This window comes from Hallella bergensis DSM 17361 (assembly GCF_000160535.1).
Classification (GTDB): Bacteria; Bacteroidota; Bacteroidia; order Bacteroidales; family Bacteroidaceae; genus Prevotella; species Prevotella bergensis.
Genome location: NZ_GG704781.1, coordinates 1,014,821 through 1,033,565 on the forward strand (window position 1 = coordinate 1,014,821; position 18,745 = coordinate 1,033,565).

Sequence of the window (18,745 nt, forward strand, 5' to 3'; positions counted from 1 at the left end):
TACAACCTATATTTTTATGTATTATGACCAACTATAATTTTGACAACCCCATCTGCCGTCGCCACACCGGCTCGTATAAGTGGGACGCTGTTCCCGAAGACACCCTGCCGCTATGGGTGGCCGATATGGACTTCAGGGTGGCACCGGCCATTGAGCGGGCTGTCACCAAACGTGCAGAACATGGTGTCTTTGGCTATACCAAGATTGACGATAGCTATTATGATGCCATTATTTCGTGGTTCTCGCGCCGCCATCAGTGGACGATTGAGCGCGACTGGGTGATCTACACCACCGGAGTGGTGCCGGCCATAAGCTGTGCGATCAAGGCCCTCACGCTTCCGGGCGATAAGGTTTTGTTGCAGACGCCGGTCTACAATTGCTTCTATTCTTCCGTCCTCAACCAAGGATGTGGAGTGACGGAGAACCGACTGGTGAGGTCGGGCGACACCTATACCATCGATTGGGAGGATTTTGAGGCCAAGTGTGCCGATGAGAAAACCACGGTGTTTCTGCTCTGCAACCCTCACAATCCGGCCGGGAGAGTATGGACTCGAGAGGAACTGACCCGCATGGGGGAGATTTGTGTGAAACACCATGTGCGCGTTGTCAGTGATGAAATTCATTGTGAGCTGGTGATGCCGGGGCACACCTTCACGCCTTTTGCCGCGGTGAACGAGGTGAATCAGAACAACTGTGTCACACTCAACTCTCCCTCCAAGAGCTTCAACATAGCCGGTCTGCAGATTGCAAATATCATTTGCAAGGACAAGGAGTTGCGCCGTCGCATCGACCGGGTGGTCAACATCTATGAGGTGTGCGATGTCAACCCGTTTGGACCCGTGGCATTGAAAGCTGCGTATAATGAAAGCGAGGACTGGCTCGATGAACTGAACTTGTATATCCATGACAATTACAAATCCCTGAAAACATATTTTGCCGAGCATCTTCCCCAAGTGGAGGTAATCAGGCTTGAGGGCACTTATCTGGCATGGTTGGATATCAGAACGCTCGACATGTCGAGTAAGGAGGCCACCCGCCGGTTGCTGCAGGATGGCAAGGTGTATGTCTGCAGCGGTATCCTTTATGGCGAAGAGTCGGGCGAGGGCTATCTGCGTGTGAACCTTGCCTGTCCCCGCGAAACCTTGCAGGAGGGGCTCAAGCGAATGGTCAGGGTATTGGCTGAGTAGCATAGACGGCTCCGTATTATCCGGACACCACAATTATGGAGTGAACATCAGCAGCAAGGGCGACCCAAACGAGTCGCCCTTGTTGCTGGTCATAACAATGCATGATATTAAAAATCCTTGATGTTGTCGATGATTTTCTGTGTTGCCCCGGCACGGCTGCTCACGAACAGGCCAGCCTGTTTGCCACTTTGCGCAAGGAAATCGGCATTGTTGTCAAACCGATTCATCAACTCAGCAAACTCCTGATAGTTCTCGATTTGATAACCTCCCTGCACCTTCAGCAAACCTTGCGCTTCCTGAAAGTGCTTGTTGTTGGGGCCGAATACGACGGGGACACTCCAAACGGCAGCTTCAAGCACGTTGTGAATGCCGTTGCCAAACCCTCCCCCAATGTATGAAACGCTGCCGTAATGATAGATACTTGAGAGCAAACCGAAACAGTCGATGATGATACAGTCGGCCTGTCGGGCACTTTCGGCGGTCGCAACCGAATAGCGCGTGACCTTCCGATCAAGCTTGGAGACGATTGCTTTCAAGTGATTCTCGCCGATGACATGGGGGGCGATGATGAGCTTCCAATCCTTATGCTCATTGAAATACTTGATGAAGATGTCTTCGTCGGGTTCCCATGAGGAGCCTGCCACGAACACTTTGGTCGGGTGTTGCTCAGCAGTTCCGACGAAAGCCTCTATCAAAGGGAGCTGCTTGCTGGCCTCTTTGATCTGAAGTACACGGTCAAAACGCGTGTCGCCAACCACCGTAGCACGATCTATACCAATCTGACTCAGGAGTTCACGACTCTCTTCGTTCTGCACAAAAAAATGGGTAAAGCAATCCAGCACTTTCCTGTACCCCCTACCATACCATTGGAAGAACACCTGATCGGGGCGGAAAATGCTCGAGACGCTGTAGGCAGGCACGCCACGGTGCTTCAGGATGTGAAGATAGTTATACCAAAATTCATACTTGATGAAGAAAGCCATTGCAGGTCGGATGAGCCGCAGGAATCGGCGTGCATTGCGTATGGTGTCCAGCGGGAGATAGCAGCAAATATCGGCTCCTTCGTAGTTCTTGCGCACTTCATAACCCGAAGGCGAGAAGAAGGTTAGCAAAATTTTGTATTCGGGATGCTCCTTGCGGATATGTTCAATAAGCGGACGCCCCTGCTCAAACTCACCAAGAGAAGCCGCATGAAACCAAATGTACTTGTCATTTGGATTCACACGCTCTTTCAAGATGCGGAAGGCTTGGTGCTCGCCTTGCCACATCATTCTTACTTTTTTGCTGAACAGGCTGACAACCCATACACCAAAAGTATATAAGCAAATAAAAAGTTGATACATGTTGCTGTTCGGACTCTGTGTTTTAACACTTTAATTAAAACAACATCACTTTCCAGAAGGAAGTACTTCGATGGCTCGCTTCATGCGTTTGAGGGTTTCCTCCTTACCGAGGAAAGCAGAAATATCAAACATGCCGGGACCCTTTCCGATGCCCACAAGGGTCAAGCGGAAGGCATTCATGATATCTCCACGCTTATAACCTTTGTCTTCCATCCATTTCTCCACAACGGCTTCCTGTCCTTCAATAGAGAAGTCTTCAACACCACTGAGCACCTCCATGAGTTCCGTCATCTGCTGTGGCGAGTAGTCTTTCCAGCGCTTTCTGGTGGTCTTTTCATCATATTCAGTCGGCGCAATGAAAAAGAACGAGCACAAAGGCCATAGCTCTTTCACGAAGTTCACACGATCTTTCATCATGTGAACCACTTGCTTCACGCGTTCATAGCTTTCGTCAACACCATTGTTGGCTACGACTGCAGCGAACTCGCGGGCAATCTCGTCGTCGTCCTTGCGTAGCATATATTCATGGTTGAACCAGGTTCCCTTCTGATAATCAAACTTTGCCCCACTCTTAGAGCACTTCCGAATATCGAAGGCCTGTACCAGTTCATCAAGGCTGAAAAGCTCCTGCTCGGTGCCGGGATTCCATCCCAACAGAGCCAAAAAGTTCACCACGGCCTCCGGGAAATAGCCACTCTCACGATAGCCTGAACTCACTTCGTTCGTCTTGGGGTCGTGCCATTCCAATGGGAATACCGGGAAGCCCAAGCGATCGCCGTCGCGTTTCGACAGTTTTCCCTTGCCTTCGGGCTTGAGTAGCAGTGGCAAGTGGGCAAAAGCAGGCATGGTTTCCTCCCAACCGAAAGCCTTGTAGAGCAACACGTGCAACGGAGCGCTGGGCAGCCACTCCTCTCCACGGATGACGTGGCTGATTTCCATGAGGTGGTCGTCTACGATGTTGGCCAAATGATAGGTGGGCAGATCGTCGACGCTCTTGTAGAGTACCTTGTCGTCTAAGATGTCGCTCTTCACGTGAACATCCCCTCGAATCATGTCGTTGACCACGATTTCCTGGCCGGGTTCCACCTTAAAGCGAACCGTATATTGTGTGCCATCAGTAATGAGATGTTCCCATTCAGCCCGTTCCAAAGCAAGCGAGTTGCGCATCTGCATGCGTGTGGAGGCATCGTATTGGAAGTTGGAAACCTCCTCGCGCTTCTTGGCCAGCTCCTCCGGTGTATCGAAAGCATAGTAGGCCTTGCCGTTATCGATGAGCTGTTTTACATATTTCTTGTAGATATCACGCCGTTCGCTTTGACGATAGGGGCCGTGTTCGCCACCAAAGCTCACTCCCTCATCAAACTTGATACCCAGCCATTGGAAAGCCTCGAGAATGTATTCCTCAGCTCCAGGCACAAAGCGGTTGGAGTCGGTGTCCTCGATGCGAAAAACCAAGTCGCCATTATGCTGACGGGCAAAAAGATAATTGAAGAGAGCAGTCCGCACACCACCAATATGCAAGGGACCCGTGGGACTGGGTGCAAAGCGCACCCGTACTTTTCTTTCTGACATGCTATTAATTCTAATTTTTTTGCAAAATTAATATATTTTTTCGAGTTTGACGTATTTATTTAGTATTTTCGCCATGTAATTCAAATAACAGACGAGATATGAGTATCATTGAAAATATAAACAAGATAGAAGAACATTATTGGCGCAACATGCTGACACGCGTGTTGTTGGTTATACTGACGACCTTTCTCATCGTGTGGTTCCTGCCCCGGAATAAGGGGACACAATTTGCCTATGAGGTGGGTCAGCCATGGCATTATGGTACGGTGATCGCAAAATATGATTTCCCGATTTACAAGACCGACGAGGCCTTGAAAATGGAAAAAGACTCGCTGCTGAAACAGTTTCAGCCTTATTACACCTACGATCACCGCACGGAGAGCAAGAATATCAATAAGTTCAAACAGGATTTCGCAGAAGGACTTCCAGGCATGCCTGCCTCTTATCGCAATATTATCATCGACCGGCTGCATAGACTGTATCAAGCGGGCATTATGGATACGCCCGGCTATAATCAGATTGCCAAAGCCGACACCGCAGGACTGATACGTGTGATTTTCGGGAAGAATGTGGAGAGCTTGGTTATCAATTGCGTTTACTCCACGATGGTGGCCTATGAGCAGATTATCAACGACGAGGCGTTGGCAGCCGGCCGGGCAGAACTGCAACGACTCAACCTGAATGAATATATCGAGCCTAACCTCGTATATGATAAGGAACGCACCGAAACCGCGAAGAATGACCTGCTTAGTGGAGTTTCCCCCGCCAGTGGAATGGTGATGAGCGGACAGAAGATTATCAGTGTGGGCGACATGGTAGACGAATACAATTACCGTGTGCTGAATTCTCTCGAAAAGGAGATGCAGCGGCGCAGTGCCACCGAATCGCAGATGACAAGCAGCTTTATCGGCAACATCCTGTATGTCTTCATACTCGTGTTGGCGTTCACTTATTACCTTTCATTGTTCCGGAAAGACTATTTCGTTAAGCCGAGAAGCATCGCCATGCTCTATGTGTTCATCACCATCTACCCTATCTTGGTTTCCTTGATGATGCAGCACAGCTACTTCAATTTCAGTGTTTACATCCTTCCGTTTGCCCTGATTCCCATCTTCGTCCGGGTTTTCATGGATTCGCGAACGGCATTTTTCACCCATATCATCACCGTACTGATATGTGCCGCGGCGGTTAGGTTCCAATACGAATTCATCATTATGCAAACGGTAGCCGGATTGGTTGCCATCTTTTCCCTGCGTGAAATGTCATCTCGATCACAGATTTTCAGGACAGCCTTACTGGTGTTCCTCTCCATGGGCATCACCTATCTGGCTCTCAAACTCATGCAGGCCGGCGACGACTTTACGCTCGACACCAGCATGTATTACCATTTCCTCATCAATGCAATACTGGTGTTACTGGCCTATCCCCTGATGTTTCTTGTGGAGAAAGCCTTCGGTTTTATCTCTGTCATTACGCTTATCGAGTTGTCCAACACCAACAAGGGATTGCTCCGAAACCTCAGCGAGGTGGCTCCCGGCACATTCCAACATTCCATCACCGTGGGCAATTTGGCTTCTGAGATTGCCAACAGAGTGGGAGCCAACAGTACTTTGGTGCGTACCGGAGCTTTGTATCATGACATCGGTAAGATGATCAACCCTGCATTTTTCACCGAAAACCAGCAAGGCGGTATCAACCCGCACGACAACCTGACGGACAAGGAAAGCGCGCGAATCATCATTGAGCATGTGCCCAATGGGGTGAAAATTGCTGAGGAGGCCAACCTTCCGGTTGTCATCGTCGACTTTATCCGGACCCACCACGGGCGCAATGTCACAAAATATTTCTATGTGAAGTATCAAAACGAACATCCCGATGAGATTGTGGACAAGGAGCTTTTCACCTACCCCGGCCCCAACCCCTACACCCTCGAGCAGGCCATCCTCATGATGGCCGACACGTGCGAGGCGGCCTCCCATTCGCTCAACGACTATACGGAGGAGAAGATTGCCAACTTGGTGGACACTCTCATTGATCAGCAGGTGGCCGACGGTTGCTTTAAAGAATGCAGGATAACCTTCTACGACATAGCCATAGCCAAACAAGTTTTGGTAGACCGCCTGAAAGCCATCTACCATACACGCATTCAATATCCTACCGCAAACAAGAGAGGATAAAAACAGGAAAAACCCTGCCAGACCTTTCGGGCAGGGGCCGATGCTATCGGGTGGTAATCAGCCGCACGCTGTCTGCACGCACCCGAGCCTTGAGCCACTGTTGCAGCTGCGCCTGATCTCTGTCGCTTAACGCTCGCCTGCATCCGGCTATAGCTACAACATACCGCTGGCTTGCTACAGAATCCATGCTGCTTTCCACTACCGTCGAAAGACTCAGCTTGCTCACTTGGGGCCAAAGGCTCTTCACTTCCTCCCGGAGATCGCCTGACATGATTTCGTAAATCTCATATTTTTTCACCTTACTTTCCAGGCTTTGCATTTGTGCCACCTGCTCTATAAGTTTCTTTCCGGAGGATTCATCCATTGACGATGAGGTGTAATTCAACTTGCTGATCAGTGTACTGTCAGACAGCGTCCCTTGGATAACATTGAGCTTGTAACCGTCCAAGTGATAGTCTTTCATCTGCTCAGTGGCTGCTTGAATCTGCATCGGAAGAATCGACATTCCCACAGCAACCACATGAAGCTCCTTTTCCTTGGGGTCAATATCGTATGAGATAATCTGTGAGCCCTTGAAATCCAATTCCGTCCTGACAAATCTCGCCACATTAGTATCTACAATACTCCCCCTGATAATACCTACGGTCATATAGGTTGCCGGAATCATGGTGAGCACAACAATGCCCACAATATAAATCTTGACGCGCTTGAGCCGCAGGGGGTCAACAAAATGTTTACGCCTGAACTTCAACATGCGCACGCCGACGAAAGTGGAAACACAGATGAACACCGTATTGATGAAATACAAATAGATGGCTCCGAGGAAATAGCCCATCTCTCCCATGGCCAGCCCATAACCTGCCGTACACAACGGAGGCATCAGTGCCGTGGCAATGGCTACACCCGGAATCACATTGCCCTTACCCTTGGTCGACAACGCGATGATACCAGCCGCCCCACCGCAAAGGGCTATCAGCACATCGTAAAGCGTGGGCGCGGTGCGAGACAAGAGTTCAGATTGAGCTTCCGTGATGGGCGTGATGGCAAAGTAAAAGGTAGCCGTGAGCACACTGATAGCCGTGGAAATCGCAAAATTCTTGAACGAACGCTTCAGCAGGTCAAGGTCGTTGATGCCCACACCCAAACCAATACCGGTGATAGGCCCCATGAGTGGCGAGATAAGCATGGCTCCGATGACGACCGCAGTGGAGTTAACATTGAGTCCCAGCGAAGCCATGAGTATGGCAAAGATGAGCACCCACAGGTTTGAGCCATGAAACACAATATCGTCACTTATCTCACGAATGGTCTTTTCTTCATCTTCTTTGTCAGGCAAGGAGTTGAAATATCCCTTCACCGCTTTCCAAAGAGACTCTTGCTGTTGTTCCATTATTTCACTTTTTGTGTCCAAAGATAGCACATTTTTTAATAGGCAACAAGAGAATGTATTAAAAACAGAATTTTTTCTCATCAAGTCTTGATATTTGTTTGGATATGTTAAAATTTTTACATACCTTTGCACCAATTACAGCATGAGAGATTATCACTTGCTAATTTCTTGCGTTGTTATTCTTTCTAACAAAAATTCATTTCATGATATTCTTTCCAAAGATTAAAACAACACTTACACGAGAAGTGGCCCTGCCGGGACTTGTCGTTTTGTTCTCACTCACTTTGTTATGTGCCATCTTCCCTGCTCAGTTAGGAGCGGCGCTGAATGCTGTCCAAAACTGGGTATACACCAATCTCAGTTGGCTTTACATTCTCTTGGTTTCCTTTTTCTTCATCTTGCTCATGATCATGGCTTTCAGTAAGATAGGAAATATCAGACTTGGAGCCGACAACTCGTCGCCCCAATATGGATTTTTCTCTTGGATTTCAATGCTCTTTGCAGCCGGCATGGGAATTGGCCTGATGTATTTCGGAATAGCCGAGCCAATGTCTCACTACGTCGATCCGGCATTGCCCACGGTGGCCAACCCCGCCAAGGAGGCTCAGATGGCCACCTTCTTCCATTGGGGACTGCACGCATGGGGCGTCTATGCTATCTTGGGACTCATCCTGGCCTATTTCTCTTTCAGGTATAAGCTGCCACTGTCCATTCGCAGCGGACTGTATCCTCTGATCAAGGATCGCATCAACGGCCCCATCGGCCATACGGTAGATGTGTTTGCCTTAGTGAGTACATTCTTTGGCGTAGCCACTTCCTTGGGTTTCGGTGTGGTGCAACTGAATGCCGGATTAGTGCATTTAGGCGTTCTCAGCGAGTCTAACTTCTTGTTCCAATGTATCATCATCGTCCTGGTCAGTTCGGTGGCCATTGGTTCGGCAGTGGCCGGGGTGAGCAAGGGTGTGAAGCGATTGAGTGAGATCAACCTCACGATGGCCATCCTACTGCTCATCTTTGTGCTCCTGCTGGGTCCCACCACATTCTTGCTGAGCGCTTTCAGCGAGGGAATTGGCCATTACATCAACCGCTTTGCCGACCTCACTTTCAACACCTTTGCCTTTGAGGTCGATGGACTCGGATGGTTCACCAACTGGACGGTCATGTACTGGGCGTGGTGGATTAGCTGGTCTCCCTTCGTAGGACTTTTCATCGCCCGCATATCCAAGGGGCGCACCATCCGCGAGTATATCCTGGCGGTGCTCCTCGTGCCCTCGCTGTTCATCTTCCTATGGATGACGGTCTTTGGAAACGGAGCCATCTATTTTGATATGCACGTGGCCAACGGCGCACTGTCGGCTCTTGCCAGCAATCCCGACGTGCTGTTGTTTGCGTTTTTGGAACAGTTCCCCCTGGCTAAACCGTTGTGCGTGCTGTCAGTGATGATGATTGCTATTTTCTTCGTGACTTCTGCCGACTCGGGCATCCTCGTGATGAACAGCATCTCATCGGGCAACAAGCCCAATACACCTGCTTGGCAAAATGCTTTCTGGGGTGTTCTGCTGGCGCTTACTGCCATAGCCCTGCTCTATGCTGGCGGACTGAGTTCCCTGCAAACCATGACGCTCATATCGGCACTGCCGTTTGGATTGATCATGCTCCTGCTGTGCTTTGGACTCATGCGAGCCGTACACACCGACGTGCTCTACTACAGCATCAAAATTCCATACGGCAGTAGCCATTGGGATGGCAGACATTGGCAACAGCGACTGGAGCAGATCATCACCTTCTCGCAGAAGACGGATGTTATGCGGTTCTTCGCCGAGAAAGTACAGCCGGCTTTCGAGGAGTTGCAACAGGAATTTGATAAGAATGGTATCCAGGCCGACATCCTGAAGGGAACACGGGGCAAGCAGTCGATGGAACTGCACATCCCGCACGACCGTATACGTAATTTCAGATACGGGGTGAGCATCGAAAAACAAACCATCTCAGATTATCTCATCGACGATGACAACACACCCGATGTGGAAAACTCCACACATTATGTGCCCGTAACCTATTACAGCGATGGGCGGTCGGGCAACGACATCCAGTATCTAAGCAAGGAAGAACTCATCGCCGATGTGTTGCGCGAATACGAGCGATACATCACTTTGGTGGCCGATGAGCAGAAAGCCATGATGTTTGAAGACAAGAAAAGATTCCATATGATTTAGGAGTTTTTCCCCCATTCGCTTGGCGCCTTGATTACTTTTCGCTTACTTTGTATCCCACGGACATGAAGTATGTAGACGTTATCTTACCCCTTCCCTTAGAGGGAACCTTCACCTATGCGATCTCCGACGAGATGGCCACTGGCATTGCCATGGGTGTGCGCGTGCTTGTCCCGTTGGGCAAGAGCAAGACCTACACGGCACTATGCGTGGGGCCGGCACACGACTCGGCCAACGGGTTGGCACCCGAAAAGGTGAAGTATGTGCTGGCCGTGCTCGACGCCGCACCCATCTTGCTCACACAGCAAATGCGGCTGTGGCAATGGATGAGCGAATATTACATGGCTCCCCTGGGCGACATTTTCAAGGCTGCCCTGCCCTCCGGACTCAAAAGGGAGGAAGACTTCCGACCCAAGACTGAAACCTGCATCGGACTGGCAGAGCCTTTTCGCAACCCCACCGCACTCCACGCCGCCTTCAATATGCTTGCCCGGGCGACCAAACAGCAGAAAGTATTGTCGTGCTTTCTGTCGATGACCCATTGGGACATCCACTGCAAAAAAACTCCCGCAGACGGAATCACAGAGATAACACGCGAGGAACTCATCAACGAGAGCCACTGCACATTGGCGGTGGTCAAAGCCCTGTGCGACCGCGGAATACTCTATACTTATGAGCGTGAGGTCGGTCGCCTCAACCGGGGCGGCGGTTATCACCCTGAACGCATCAAACCCTTGAGCGTGCCACAGCAAGATGCCTACAACCAATTGCTGTTACAGATGATGACGAAAAACGTGGTGCTGCTCCATGGCGTCACCTCCAGTGGCAAGACAGAGTTGTATATCCACCTGATCCAAAAGACGCTGGACGAGCACAAACAGGTGCTTTACCTCCTGCCCGAAATTGCCCTGACCGTGCAGATAACCACCCGGTTGCAACATGTTTTCGGCGACCGCTTGGGCATCTACCACAGCAAATACAGCGATGCAGAACGCGTGGAGATTTGGCAGAAACAACTCTCCAACCATCCCTACGACGTGATTCTGGGTGCCCGATCATCCATCTTCCTACCCTACCGCAACCTCGGCTTGGTGATCATCGACGAGGAACATGAGAGCAGCTTCAAGCAGCAGGAGCCCTCACCACGGTATCATGCGCGCAGTGCAGCCATCGTCATGGCACAAATGTACGGAGCCAAGACCGTGCTCGGCACGGCCACACCGTCGATGGAAAGTTATTACAATGCACAGGTGGGCAAATACGGACTCGTGGAATTGAAAACACGCTACCAAGGCATCGAGTTGCCCGAGATTCAAGTGGTCAACATCAAGGATATGCGCCGGCGGAAAATGATGTCGGGACCTTTCTCGCCAATGCTGTTGGCAGCAGTGCGCGAGGCGCTGGCAACCGGCAAGCAAGTCATTCTCTTTCAGAATCGGCGGGGCTTTGCGCCCATGATGGAGTGCCGGGTGTGTGGATGGGTGCCCAAATGCCAGAACTGCGACGTGTCGCTCACCTACCATAAACGCCTCAACATGCTCACATGCCACTACTGCGGGTTTGTCTCTCCCGTGCCCCCGGCGTGCCCCAACTGTGGCAACCCCAACATCAGTGGCAGGGGTTATGGCACCGAAAAGATAGAAGACTTGCTGGCCAGCATCTTCCCCGAGGCCAAAGTGGCGCGCATGGATCTTGACACCACACGCACGCGTCGCGCCTACGAGCGAATCATAGGCGACTTCAGTCAGGGCAAGACCAACGTGCTGATCGGTACACAGATGGTCAGCAAGGGACTCGACTTCGGCAATGTGGAGGTGGTGGGAATCCTCGATGCCGACTCCATGCTCAACTATCCCGACTTCCGGGCTTACGAGCATGCCTTCATGATGATGAGTCAGGTCAGTGGCCGTTCGGGGCGGAAGGGCAAACGGGGATTGGTGATACTCCAGACCAAAAGTCCCGAGCTCCCCGTAGTGCGACAAGTGGTACACAACGATTTCACGGGTTTTTATAACGACTTGCTCGAAGAACGACGAATGTTCAATTATCCTCCATTCCACCATCTTGTCTATGTCTTCCTGAAGCACAGACAAGAACCGGTGGTGGAGGCAGCAGCACAGGAAATGGGCGCCAAGTTGCGCCAAATGTTCGGCGAGCGCGTACTCGGCCCCGACAAACCCGCGGTGGCAAGAGTAAAGACCATGAGCATTCGAAAAATTGTACTGAAGTTCGAAAACGGCATCAATCATCGACAAGTGCGCAACAGTCTGCGGCAGGTGCAACAACAAATGATGCAGCAACCCTATTACAAGTCGCTGCTGATATACTACGACGTCGACCCGTTGTAAAGGGGAAGTTCGGGACGTCGTCTATCGGCCGTTGTCCGATCGTCTGGCGTCCGCCATCCATTTGTCTGTCGGCCGATATCCACTTGTCTGTCGAACGCCAGACAGCACGAGCAATTCCTCGGGCGCATGTCAACAGAAACAGCAAGCTGAAAAAGAATGAACCATTAGAAAATATAAAGACTTGCCGAAATCGGCGTATAGCTCATTTTGCAGGATGAACTTGGGGTAGTATCTCTCAATAGCTCAAATTGCAGGATGGCTTTCCCGCCGATTTCGCAAACAATGTTGTACCTTTGCGTCGCAGTCTGAAGCATAATGGAGCTCTGCCGGGGAGCAACTCCATGAGGAATAGGACTGCACGAATCGACAAGTATGGGCAGGAGTTGCTACTTATGCAGCTCCTGCTTTTTCATACTTAGAGATTCTGTCAATTCCAAGAAAAACCCAGAAATGAACCGCTTGCGGTTTTCCATCGTCAGGCCACTGTGGTTGTTCAGGTTCTTCTTCAGATCAGTGAACGTACCTTCAATCTTGTTGTTAGTGTTTGGCATCCCCTTGCAATCCTCCCGCTGGTATGTGAAGAGATACGGCAGATAGAAGTCAAGACTACGCATAGCCGTCCTGAGTCACTGGTGAGTGTAGTGACTGCTACCATTCTTGTAGACCGAACGTCTGTTGATAGTCTCGTGGTAATCACTCTTCCATGCTTCATATTCCCGTTTGAAATCATCCTCCTTTGCTTTGGTAAGCTTATTCATCAAGGCATTCAACTCTATCGCTGCCAGTAGTTTGGGATTAAGAGTAAGGTAACGTCTGACGATCTGCTTCATGTGGAATTGGCACATCTGTATAGGATAGTCAGAGAACAGCTTGAACAGACTCTTCTTCCCATCAATGATAATGCCGCGCACCTCATAGCCGCGTTTCTTTATGCTATCAATAGCATCCGAGTAATCCTTCGCAGTCTCGCTCTTGACAAACTCCATGTACAAAGGCTCTCCAGTAGACGAATCCATTGCCAGGATAACTCCGAAGCTACGACCCCAATAGGTGACATCCATGTGAACGAAGCCTCCTCCACAAAGACTTGGCTGCGTCCACTCACGCTTAACGTTACGCAGCCTTCGCTTGATAGTCGAAACGCTCTTACCAAAGCGCACGGAAAGCTCTTGGATCATCTGTTTCTCCTGTTGATAAGCATCCCATAGACCATCCTCACTCAAGTCCGTTCCAGCACGGAACTGGTATCCGCAGTCCTTGCACAAATACAACTGAACACCCTTGCGGATGCCATTCTTTACCGTGTGCTTACTGTGGCACGCCGGGCACTCTTTCTTGTTCATCTAACTCTGCTTTTATGGCTTTTGAATCGCCCGCAAAGTTAGTGGCCATCGGCATTAGAGCGATACTGTATCCTGCAAAATGAGCTATTGACGGCTTTTGATCGTCGATTTTAGCCCTGAAACGTTTGAATTGCTCAGAACCCCTGTGTTAATCGGTGTTTGAGACATGGTCCATCCTGCAAATTGAGCTATAGGTCTAAAGGTACAAGTTTTATGTTAAACAACCAAAGATAAAACGATATAATTTATTGTATATCAAACGAATATAATTTATCCAGTAAACACTACTTAATTGTACGCACTACATATTTTCTTGATAAATCAATCGAACAACATGTTTTTTCTGAATATTGCTTACACACGGTGTCTGGATACAGCTTTTACCATGCAGTAACAACAGCACATTCGAGATGCACCGAGGACAAAGTCGTGATAAATTACCTATTTTAAGGTATTGTAAGCAAAATTTCCTTTAGGTAACTTTGCACTCGTAAAAAAATAAAAATATTCAAATATGTTTTTTAAAATTATTACTGCTATTCTTCTCTCAGCAACAATCACTTCGTACGCGATGGCGAATGACCAGACGCACAACATGATAGAGGAAGACAATAAGGAAATATTAATTTCTGGAAAAATCGTTGATCATGAAGGTAGACCTGTGATCGGTGCCAGTATCACGCTCAACGGCAAAAAAGCTGTTGCAACGAGCGACGCTGATGGCAAATTCCTTTTTCATGCCATCTCATTACCTGCCCCGTCTTACATACAAGTCACTTACTTGGGCATGGAAGCTAAAAAAATAACGCTGCAACCTCCATATCACGATCTTTTGATTAGGCTAAACGACAAAATCAATGTGTTGGGCGAAGTGGTTTCCACAGGATACAACAGACTTTTAAAAAGACGTTCGGCCGGTTCTTTTGCCGTAGTCACACACGAGCAAATAGAAAATCAAGTGCCTACGTCGATTGACAAGATTCTGCAAGGACAAATTGCTGGCGTGCACGTAAGCGTTCCAAACGGGAAACCCGGAGAAAGCGCTCAAGTAAGGATACGCGGAGTTAACACCGTCAATGGCTCGGCTGAACCACTGTGGGTGGTTGACGGAGTCATCATGCAGGACAACTTGCCGAAAGTATTGGGCACTAACATGATGAATGCAAGTGATTTCAATGATATCTTTCGAAACGGAATTGGAGATATCAATCCTAACGACATAGAAAGTATAACCATCTTGAAAGACGCCGTAGCCTCGGCTATCTATGGCTCAAGGTCAGCAGGTGGCGTAATCTCTATCACTACCAAGCGTGGAAAAGTCGGTAAGCCACATGTGAACTACTCCACTCTGTTTACCATCGGATTATACCCCCAACGGCAGGAAAATATTATGAATGCGGAGGAAAAGATACGATGGGAGCAGGAATTATGGAACGAATTTTCAGCGAAACCTTTCAAATCGGGCAATGGCTGGTACCCCGTGATCGGTATTGTGGGGATGATCCATGCAGACAAAATTGGTAGAAATGGGAAATTATGGACTGAAAACGGTTTCGAAAAAATGACAGAGGAAGAAAAGAGTGCTTATATAGAAGGACTTAAAAGAAATAATGTCAACTGGTATGACGAGATCTTCAGGAATTCCCTATCGCAAAATCACAACCTATCGTTGTCAGGAGGAGCAGGCAAGATGGATTATTATACCTCGCTATCCTACACAAAGAATATGGGATTGGTCAAAAGAAATGACTATCAACGTTATACCTTTAACATGAAAATCAACGTGAATCCCACTTCAAAGTTAAAGCTCGGGTTCAAGTCAACGGTTTCCTTTCAAAAAAGCGACGATTTCGTATCAAGCGTCGACCCGTTTAGATACGCCTATTTTGCCAATCCTTACGAAACGCCATACAACGCTGACGGAAGCTATCGGGCAGATATGACCTATTTCAATCTCACCCAAATAAATGCAGGCGACGCATCACTCCCCTACATCCCTACAAATGGTTTCAACATACTGAGGGAGATGAATGAAACATCAAGTTGCAACACCAAATTGGGCATCAACATCCAAGGAACCTTCGATTATTTTCTCACCAATAATCTTAAATTTACGGGAATAGCAGCATACGGACGAAACAACACCAATGGTACTGACGAATTGGGCAAGAATACTTATGCTGCATTCATGAATCGGCTGCCATGGGACATGCAAAATAGAGAATGGAAGGGTTATGGAATTCTGAGGCAGAACTTCAACGAAGGGAATAATTTCATGGGAAGGCTCATGCTTCGTTACGCACAAGACTTTCGGAAATTGCACCACATAGTCATGATCGGAGGCTGCGAAATCCGATCCGCTAAAAACCAAAGGTCTTTTATGATGCAATATGGATATGATCCGGAGACAAAAATAACAGGTATGCCCGAACCTCCTGAGAAGGGAAATATGTCTTACTCGGAGTGGAAAAAGTTGATCGATGATCTTTCCTCCTCGCAGTGGGACGAGCAAAAATATGCCTCTTTTTTCACTACCGTGGACTATGACTTCAATAATACTTACACCCTCAATGCAGCTTTGAGAACCGATGGGTCAAATAACTTCGGTACCAAGGAACAATTTAATCCAACATATTCTGTAGGCGCGGCATGGAACATTGACAACGAAAGATTTTGGAGAAGCATAAAGCCTGTAATCAACCGACTAACCATGCGCGTATCCTATGGCTTTACAGGAAATGTAGTGCAAGGCATGTTGAAAAGCTTAGTCATAAACACAGGACGAAAAAAATGGAACGGTCATATAACAGGAACGGTGAAAAACGCTCCAAATCCACATTTGCGGTGGGAACGGACACGCGACATGAAACTGGGCATCGACATGGGAATGTTCAACAACAGATTGAACATTAATACCGAGATTTATGAAAAACTCGGCTCCGACATCATCACCAAAGTGGGAACAGTGTCCACCACAGGATTCACGACATTGAGTTTCAATACTTCAAAAATACGGAACAGAGGCTTGGAAATATCCATCTATGGAACTCCCGTAAAGACGAAGAAACTAACTTTATCGACATCGGTCAATCTATCATGGAACAGAAACGAACTCGTGGAATTTGTAGCACCTCTTTTTGGAATCAGCAATGGGAAATATCAAGGTTACCCGCTTGATGCCATTTTCAATGGTATAACAACGGGAATAGACAAGGAAACAGGATATTACAACATGAAGACTGTTCCTAATGCAAAGTTCGAAACAATTGCCGACAAGAAGAACGTGGCAAACTACAAGTTCTATCTCGGTACCCGTAACGCTCCCTATTCAGGAGGCGGAAGTATAAATGTATCCTATGAAGGATTCACGTTCAGTGCACAAGCCGCCTATTCAATAGGGGGAAAGGTACTCAACGAAATTAATTCTCCTGTCAACTATTCCATGGTAGGATATTCCAGAAATAACACTCCCCAAACATCTTTCAGCGACATTTATACCAACCACCTCAACGTGGCGCGAGACAGGATGGACAGATGGACAACAGAGAATCGCGAAGGAACGAAATATCCTCGCATTGTAGATGCGTTCGGAGCACCCCTAAACCTTGAAGGCAAAACGGTTACTGGTTCAAACATCACGGACGGAATTTATCTACAGGAAATATCATTCCTGCGCATAAGAAACATTTCGTTAAGCTACCATTTTAATAAAAACGTGACAGAAACATTGGGACTTTCAAATCTTGGCATCACCTGCTCGGCACAGAACTTCTTCACTTTCACTAATTTTCGAGGCATCGACCCAGAACAACCGGGGCTTACCTATCCAATTACCAGATCAGTAACTTTCGGCTTGCAAATAGGTTTCTAACATCATTCAAAAAGATATATATATGAAGAACTATTATCACACGGGGATCTTAATTGCGATCATGCTAATCGTATCCTCATGTAGCGAATATCTCAAAGAGAACAACTACAACAACGTTTTGCCTAAAACACCAGAGGATTACGGCGCATTAATATATGCGCAACTGTCATCATTGGAGACTACCCCCTCGTCCGTTACGCTGGAATCCTACAAACGTGCCATCGAAAAGGAATTATATGCCGACAATCTGAACGCTTCCATGAATAAAGGTAGAAGTTTGAAAGTCTTTTATGTAGGCGACGGAGCCATAGGAAACATGTATGTTTTAATGAGAGGATACAAGGAAATCAAGGATTACAACATTGTTCTTGACGCACTGAATGCATCGGACTCCATCTCACGTACACTCAGCGTTACAGCTCGTATCATGCGTGCAGTCGCATACTATAACCTCATGCGCGATTATTGCGATCCATGGAACGCAAATTCACCGGAGAAACAGATGGGACTGCCTCTTGTTACCGAGTTCAATATGGAATCAAGACCCGGACGAAGCAGCTTGCAAGAAACGGCAGAATTTATCATCAAGGAATTACAGACCGCCATCAATGACAAGCAAGAGAATGAAGAGATGTACTTTACCACCGATGTAGCAAAAGCTTATTTGGCACGGACCTACTTTTGGAGTGAGAAATGGGAGAAAGCTTTGCCAATATGCTTAGAATTGCTCAACAAATATCCTTTGCTACAAGGCAAGGAATACACCAATATGCTTGAAAATAAACTACAACGCTCGGGAAATATATTAATCATGTCAAATACAGGCTATTCTGTTTACACGTATGACAGAGACGTGAACAAACTGAAGGAGCGTCCACTTTCCATCGGCTTTTACAAGTTGTTTTCCGAAAAAGAAAAGGATATTAGATTCAAATACATAGACAAGAAACTTAGAACCACAAAAGCTGCATTCACAGGGGTACGAGGTGCCGAGTTCGCACTAATGGGCATGGAATGTCTATCTCATTTAGGACGCATAGATGAGGCTCTAAAAATGCTTAACGACTTTCGCTCACATCGTATCACCGACTATTCACCTTATATAGTATCCACTCTTCCACCCGTTGACCATTCCGCCCTTATAAAGATTGATGCCGAGGGAAAGCCTCTGACGCCACTGATGCAAGCCATACTGAATGAGCGCAGAAAGGAACTGATGCTAGAAAACGATCGCTGGTATGAACTCAAGCGCAATGGAATGCCAGAATTTTGGGTGACAGACGGAAGAACAAAAAAGATTA

At 48.0% G+C, this 18,745-nt stretch carries 9 protein-coding genes and 1 pseudogene; 6 read left to right on the plus strand and 4 right to left on the minus strand.

The annotated features are described in order from the left end of the window. Positions 1 to 23: 23 nt before the first annotated feature. Positions 24 to 1,187: a MalY/PatB family protein gene (locus HMPREF0645_RS08030; RefSeq protein ID WP_007174455.1), complete on the plus strand. Its 1,164-nt coding sequence runs from the start codon at positions 24 to 26 to the stop codon at positions 1,185 to 1,187. A 107-nt stretch (positions 1,188 to 1,294) separates the two neighbouring features. Here HMPREF0645_RS08030 and HMPREF0645_RS08035 read toward each other — a convergent pair whose 3' ends face one another. Both HMPREF0645_RS08035 and gltX read right to left on the minus strand, forming a co-directional pair. Next, the gene (locus HMPREF0645_RS08035) at positions 1,295 to 2,530 is read right to left on the minus strand and encodes a 3-deoxy-D-manno-octulosonic acid transferase (protein ID WP_007174456.1); all 1,236 of its coding nucleotides are present in this window, start codon (positions 2,528 to 2,530) and stop codon (positions 1,295 to 1,297) included. Positions 2,531 to 2,575: 45 nt separating this feature from the next. Beyond that, the gene (gene gltX / locus HMPREF0645_RS08040) at positions 2,576 to 4,102 is read right to left on the minus strand and encodes a glutamate--tRNA ligase (RefSeq protein ID WP_007174457.1); all 1,527 of its coding nucleotides are present in this window, start codon (positions 4,100 to 4,102) and stop codon (positions 2,576 to 2,578) included. A gap of 98 nt (positions 4,103 to 4,200) precedes the next feature. On the opposite strand from gltX, the gene HMPREF0645_RS08045 reads away from it, so the two are divergent. Continuing rightward, positions 4,201 to 6,279, plus strand: a complete 2,079-nt coding sequence (locus HMPREF0645_RS08045; protein ID WP_007174458.1) for an HD family phosphohydrolase — start codon at positions 4,201 to 4,203, stop codon at positions 6,277 to 6,279. A gap of 43 nt (positions 6,280 to 6,322) precedes the next feature. Here the strand turns inward: HMPREF0645_RS08045 and HMPREF0645_RS08050 are convergent, their stop codons facing one another. Further along, complete coding sequence (locus tag HMPREF0645_RS08050; protein WP_007174459.1) at positions 6,323 to 7,669, minus strand: DUF389 domain-containing protein; 1,347 nt, start codon at positions 7,667 to 7,669, stop codon at positions 6,323 to 6,325. Between the two features lie 203 nt (positions 7,670 to 7,872). Between HMPREF0645_RS08050 and HMPREF0645_RS08055 the strand changes: the two genes are divergently transcribed. Next, positions 7,873 to 9,885 (plus strand): BCCT family transporter, encoded by a 2,013-nt coding sequence (locus tag HMPREF0645_RS08055; protein ID WP_007174460.1) that lies wholly within the window; start codon positions 7,873 to 7,875, stop codon positions 9,883 to 9,885. Positions 9,886 to 9,947: 62 nt separating this feature from the next. Next, positions 9,948 to 12,230, plus strand: a complete 2,283-nt coding sequence (priA, locus tag HMPREF0645_RS08060; protein ID WP_007174461.1) for a replication restart helicase PriA — start codon at positions 9,948 to 9,950, stop codon at positions 12,228 to 12,230. A gap of 386 nt (positions 12,231 to 12,616) precedes the next feature. On the opposite strand, the pseudogene HMPREF0645_RS08065 reads toward priA, so the two are convergent. Further along, positions 12,617 to 13,573: pseudogene (locus HMPREF0645_RS08065) on the minus strand (IS256 family transposase, variant Zn-binding type). A 514-nt stretch (positions 13,574 to 14,087) separates the two neighbouring features. On the opposite strand from HMPREF0645_RS08065, the gene HMPREF0645_RS08070 reads away from it, so the two are divergent. Then, the gene (locus HMPREF0645_RS08070) at positions 14,088 to 17,444 is read left to right on the plus strand and encodes a SusC/RagA family TonB-linked outer membrane protein (RefSeq protein ID WP_007174465.1); all 3,357 of its coding nucleotides are present in this window, start codon (positions 14,088 to 14,090) and stop codon (positions 17,442 to 17,444) included. Positions 17,445 to 17,466: 22 nt separating this feature from the next. Further along, positions 17,467 to 18,745: RagB/SusD family nutrient uptake outer membrane protein (locus HMPREF0645_RS13855; RefSeq protein ID WP_007174466.1), on the plus strand; the 1,279-nt coding region annotated here is incomplete at its 3' end.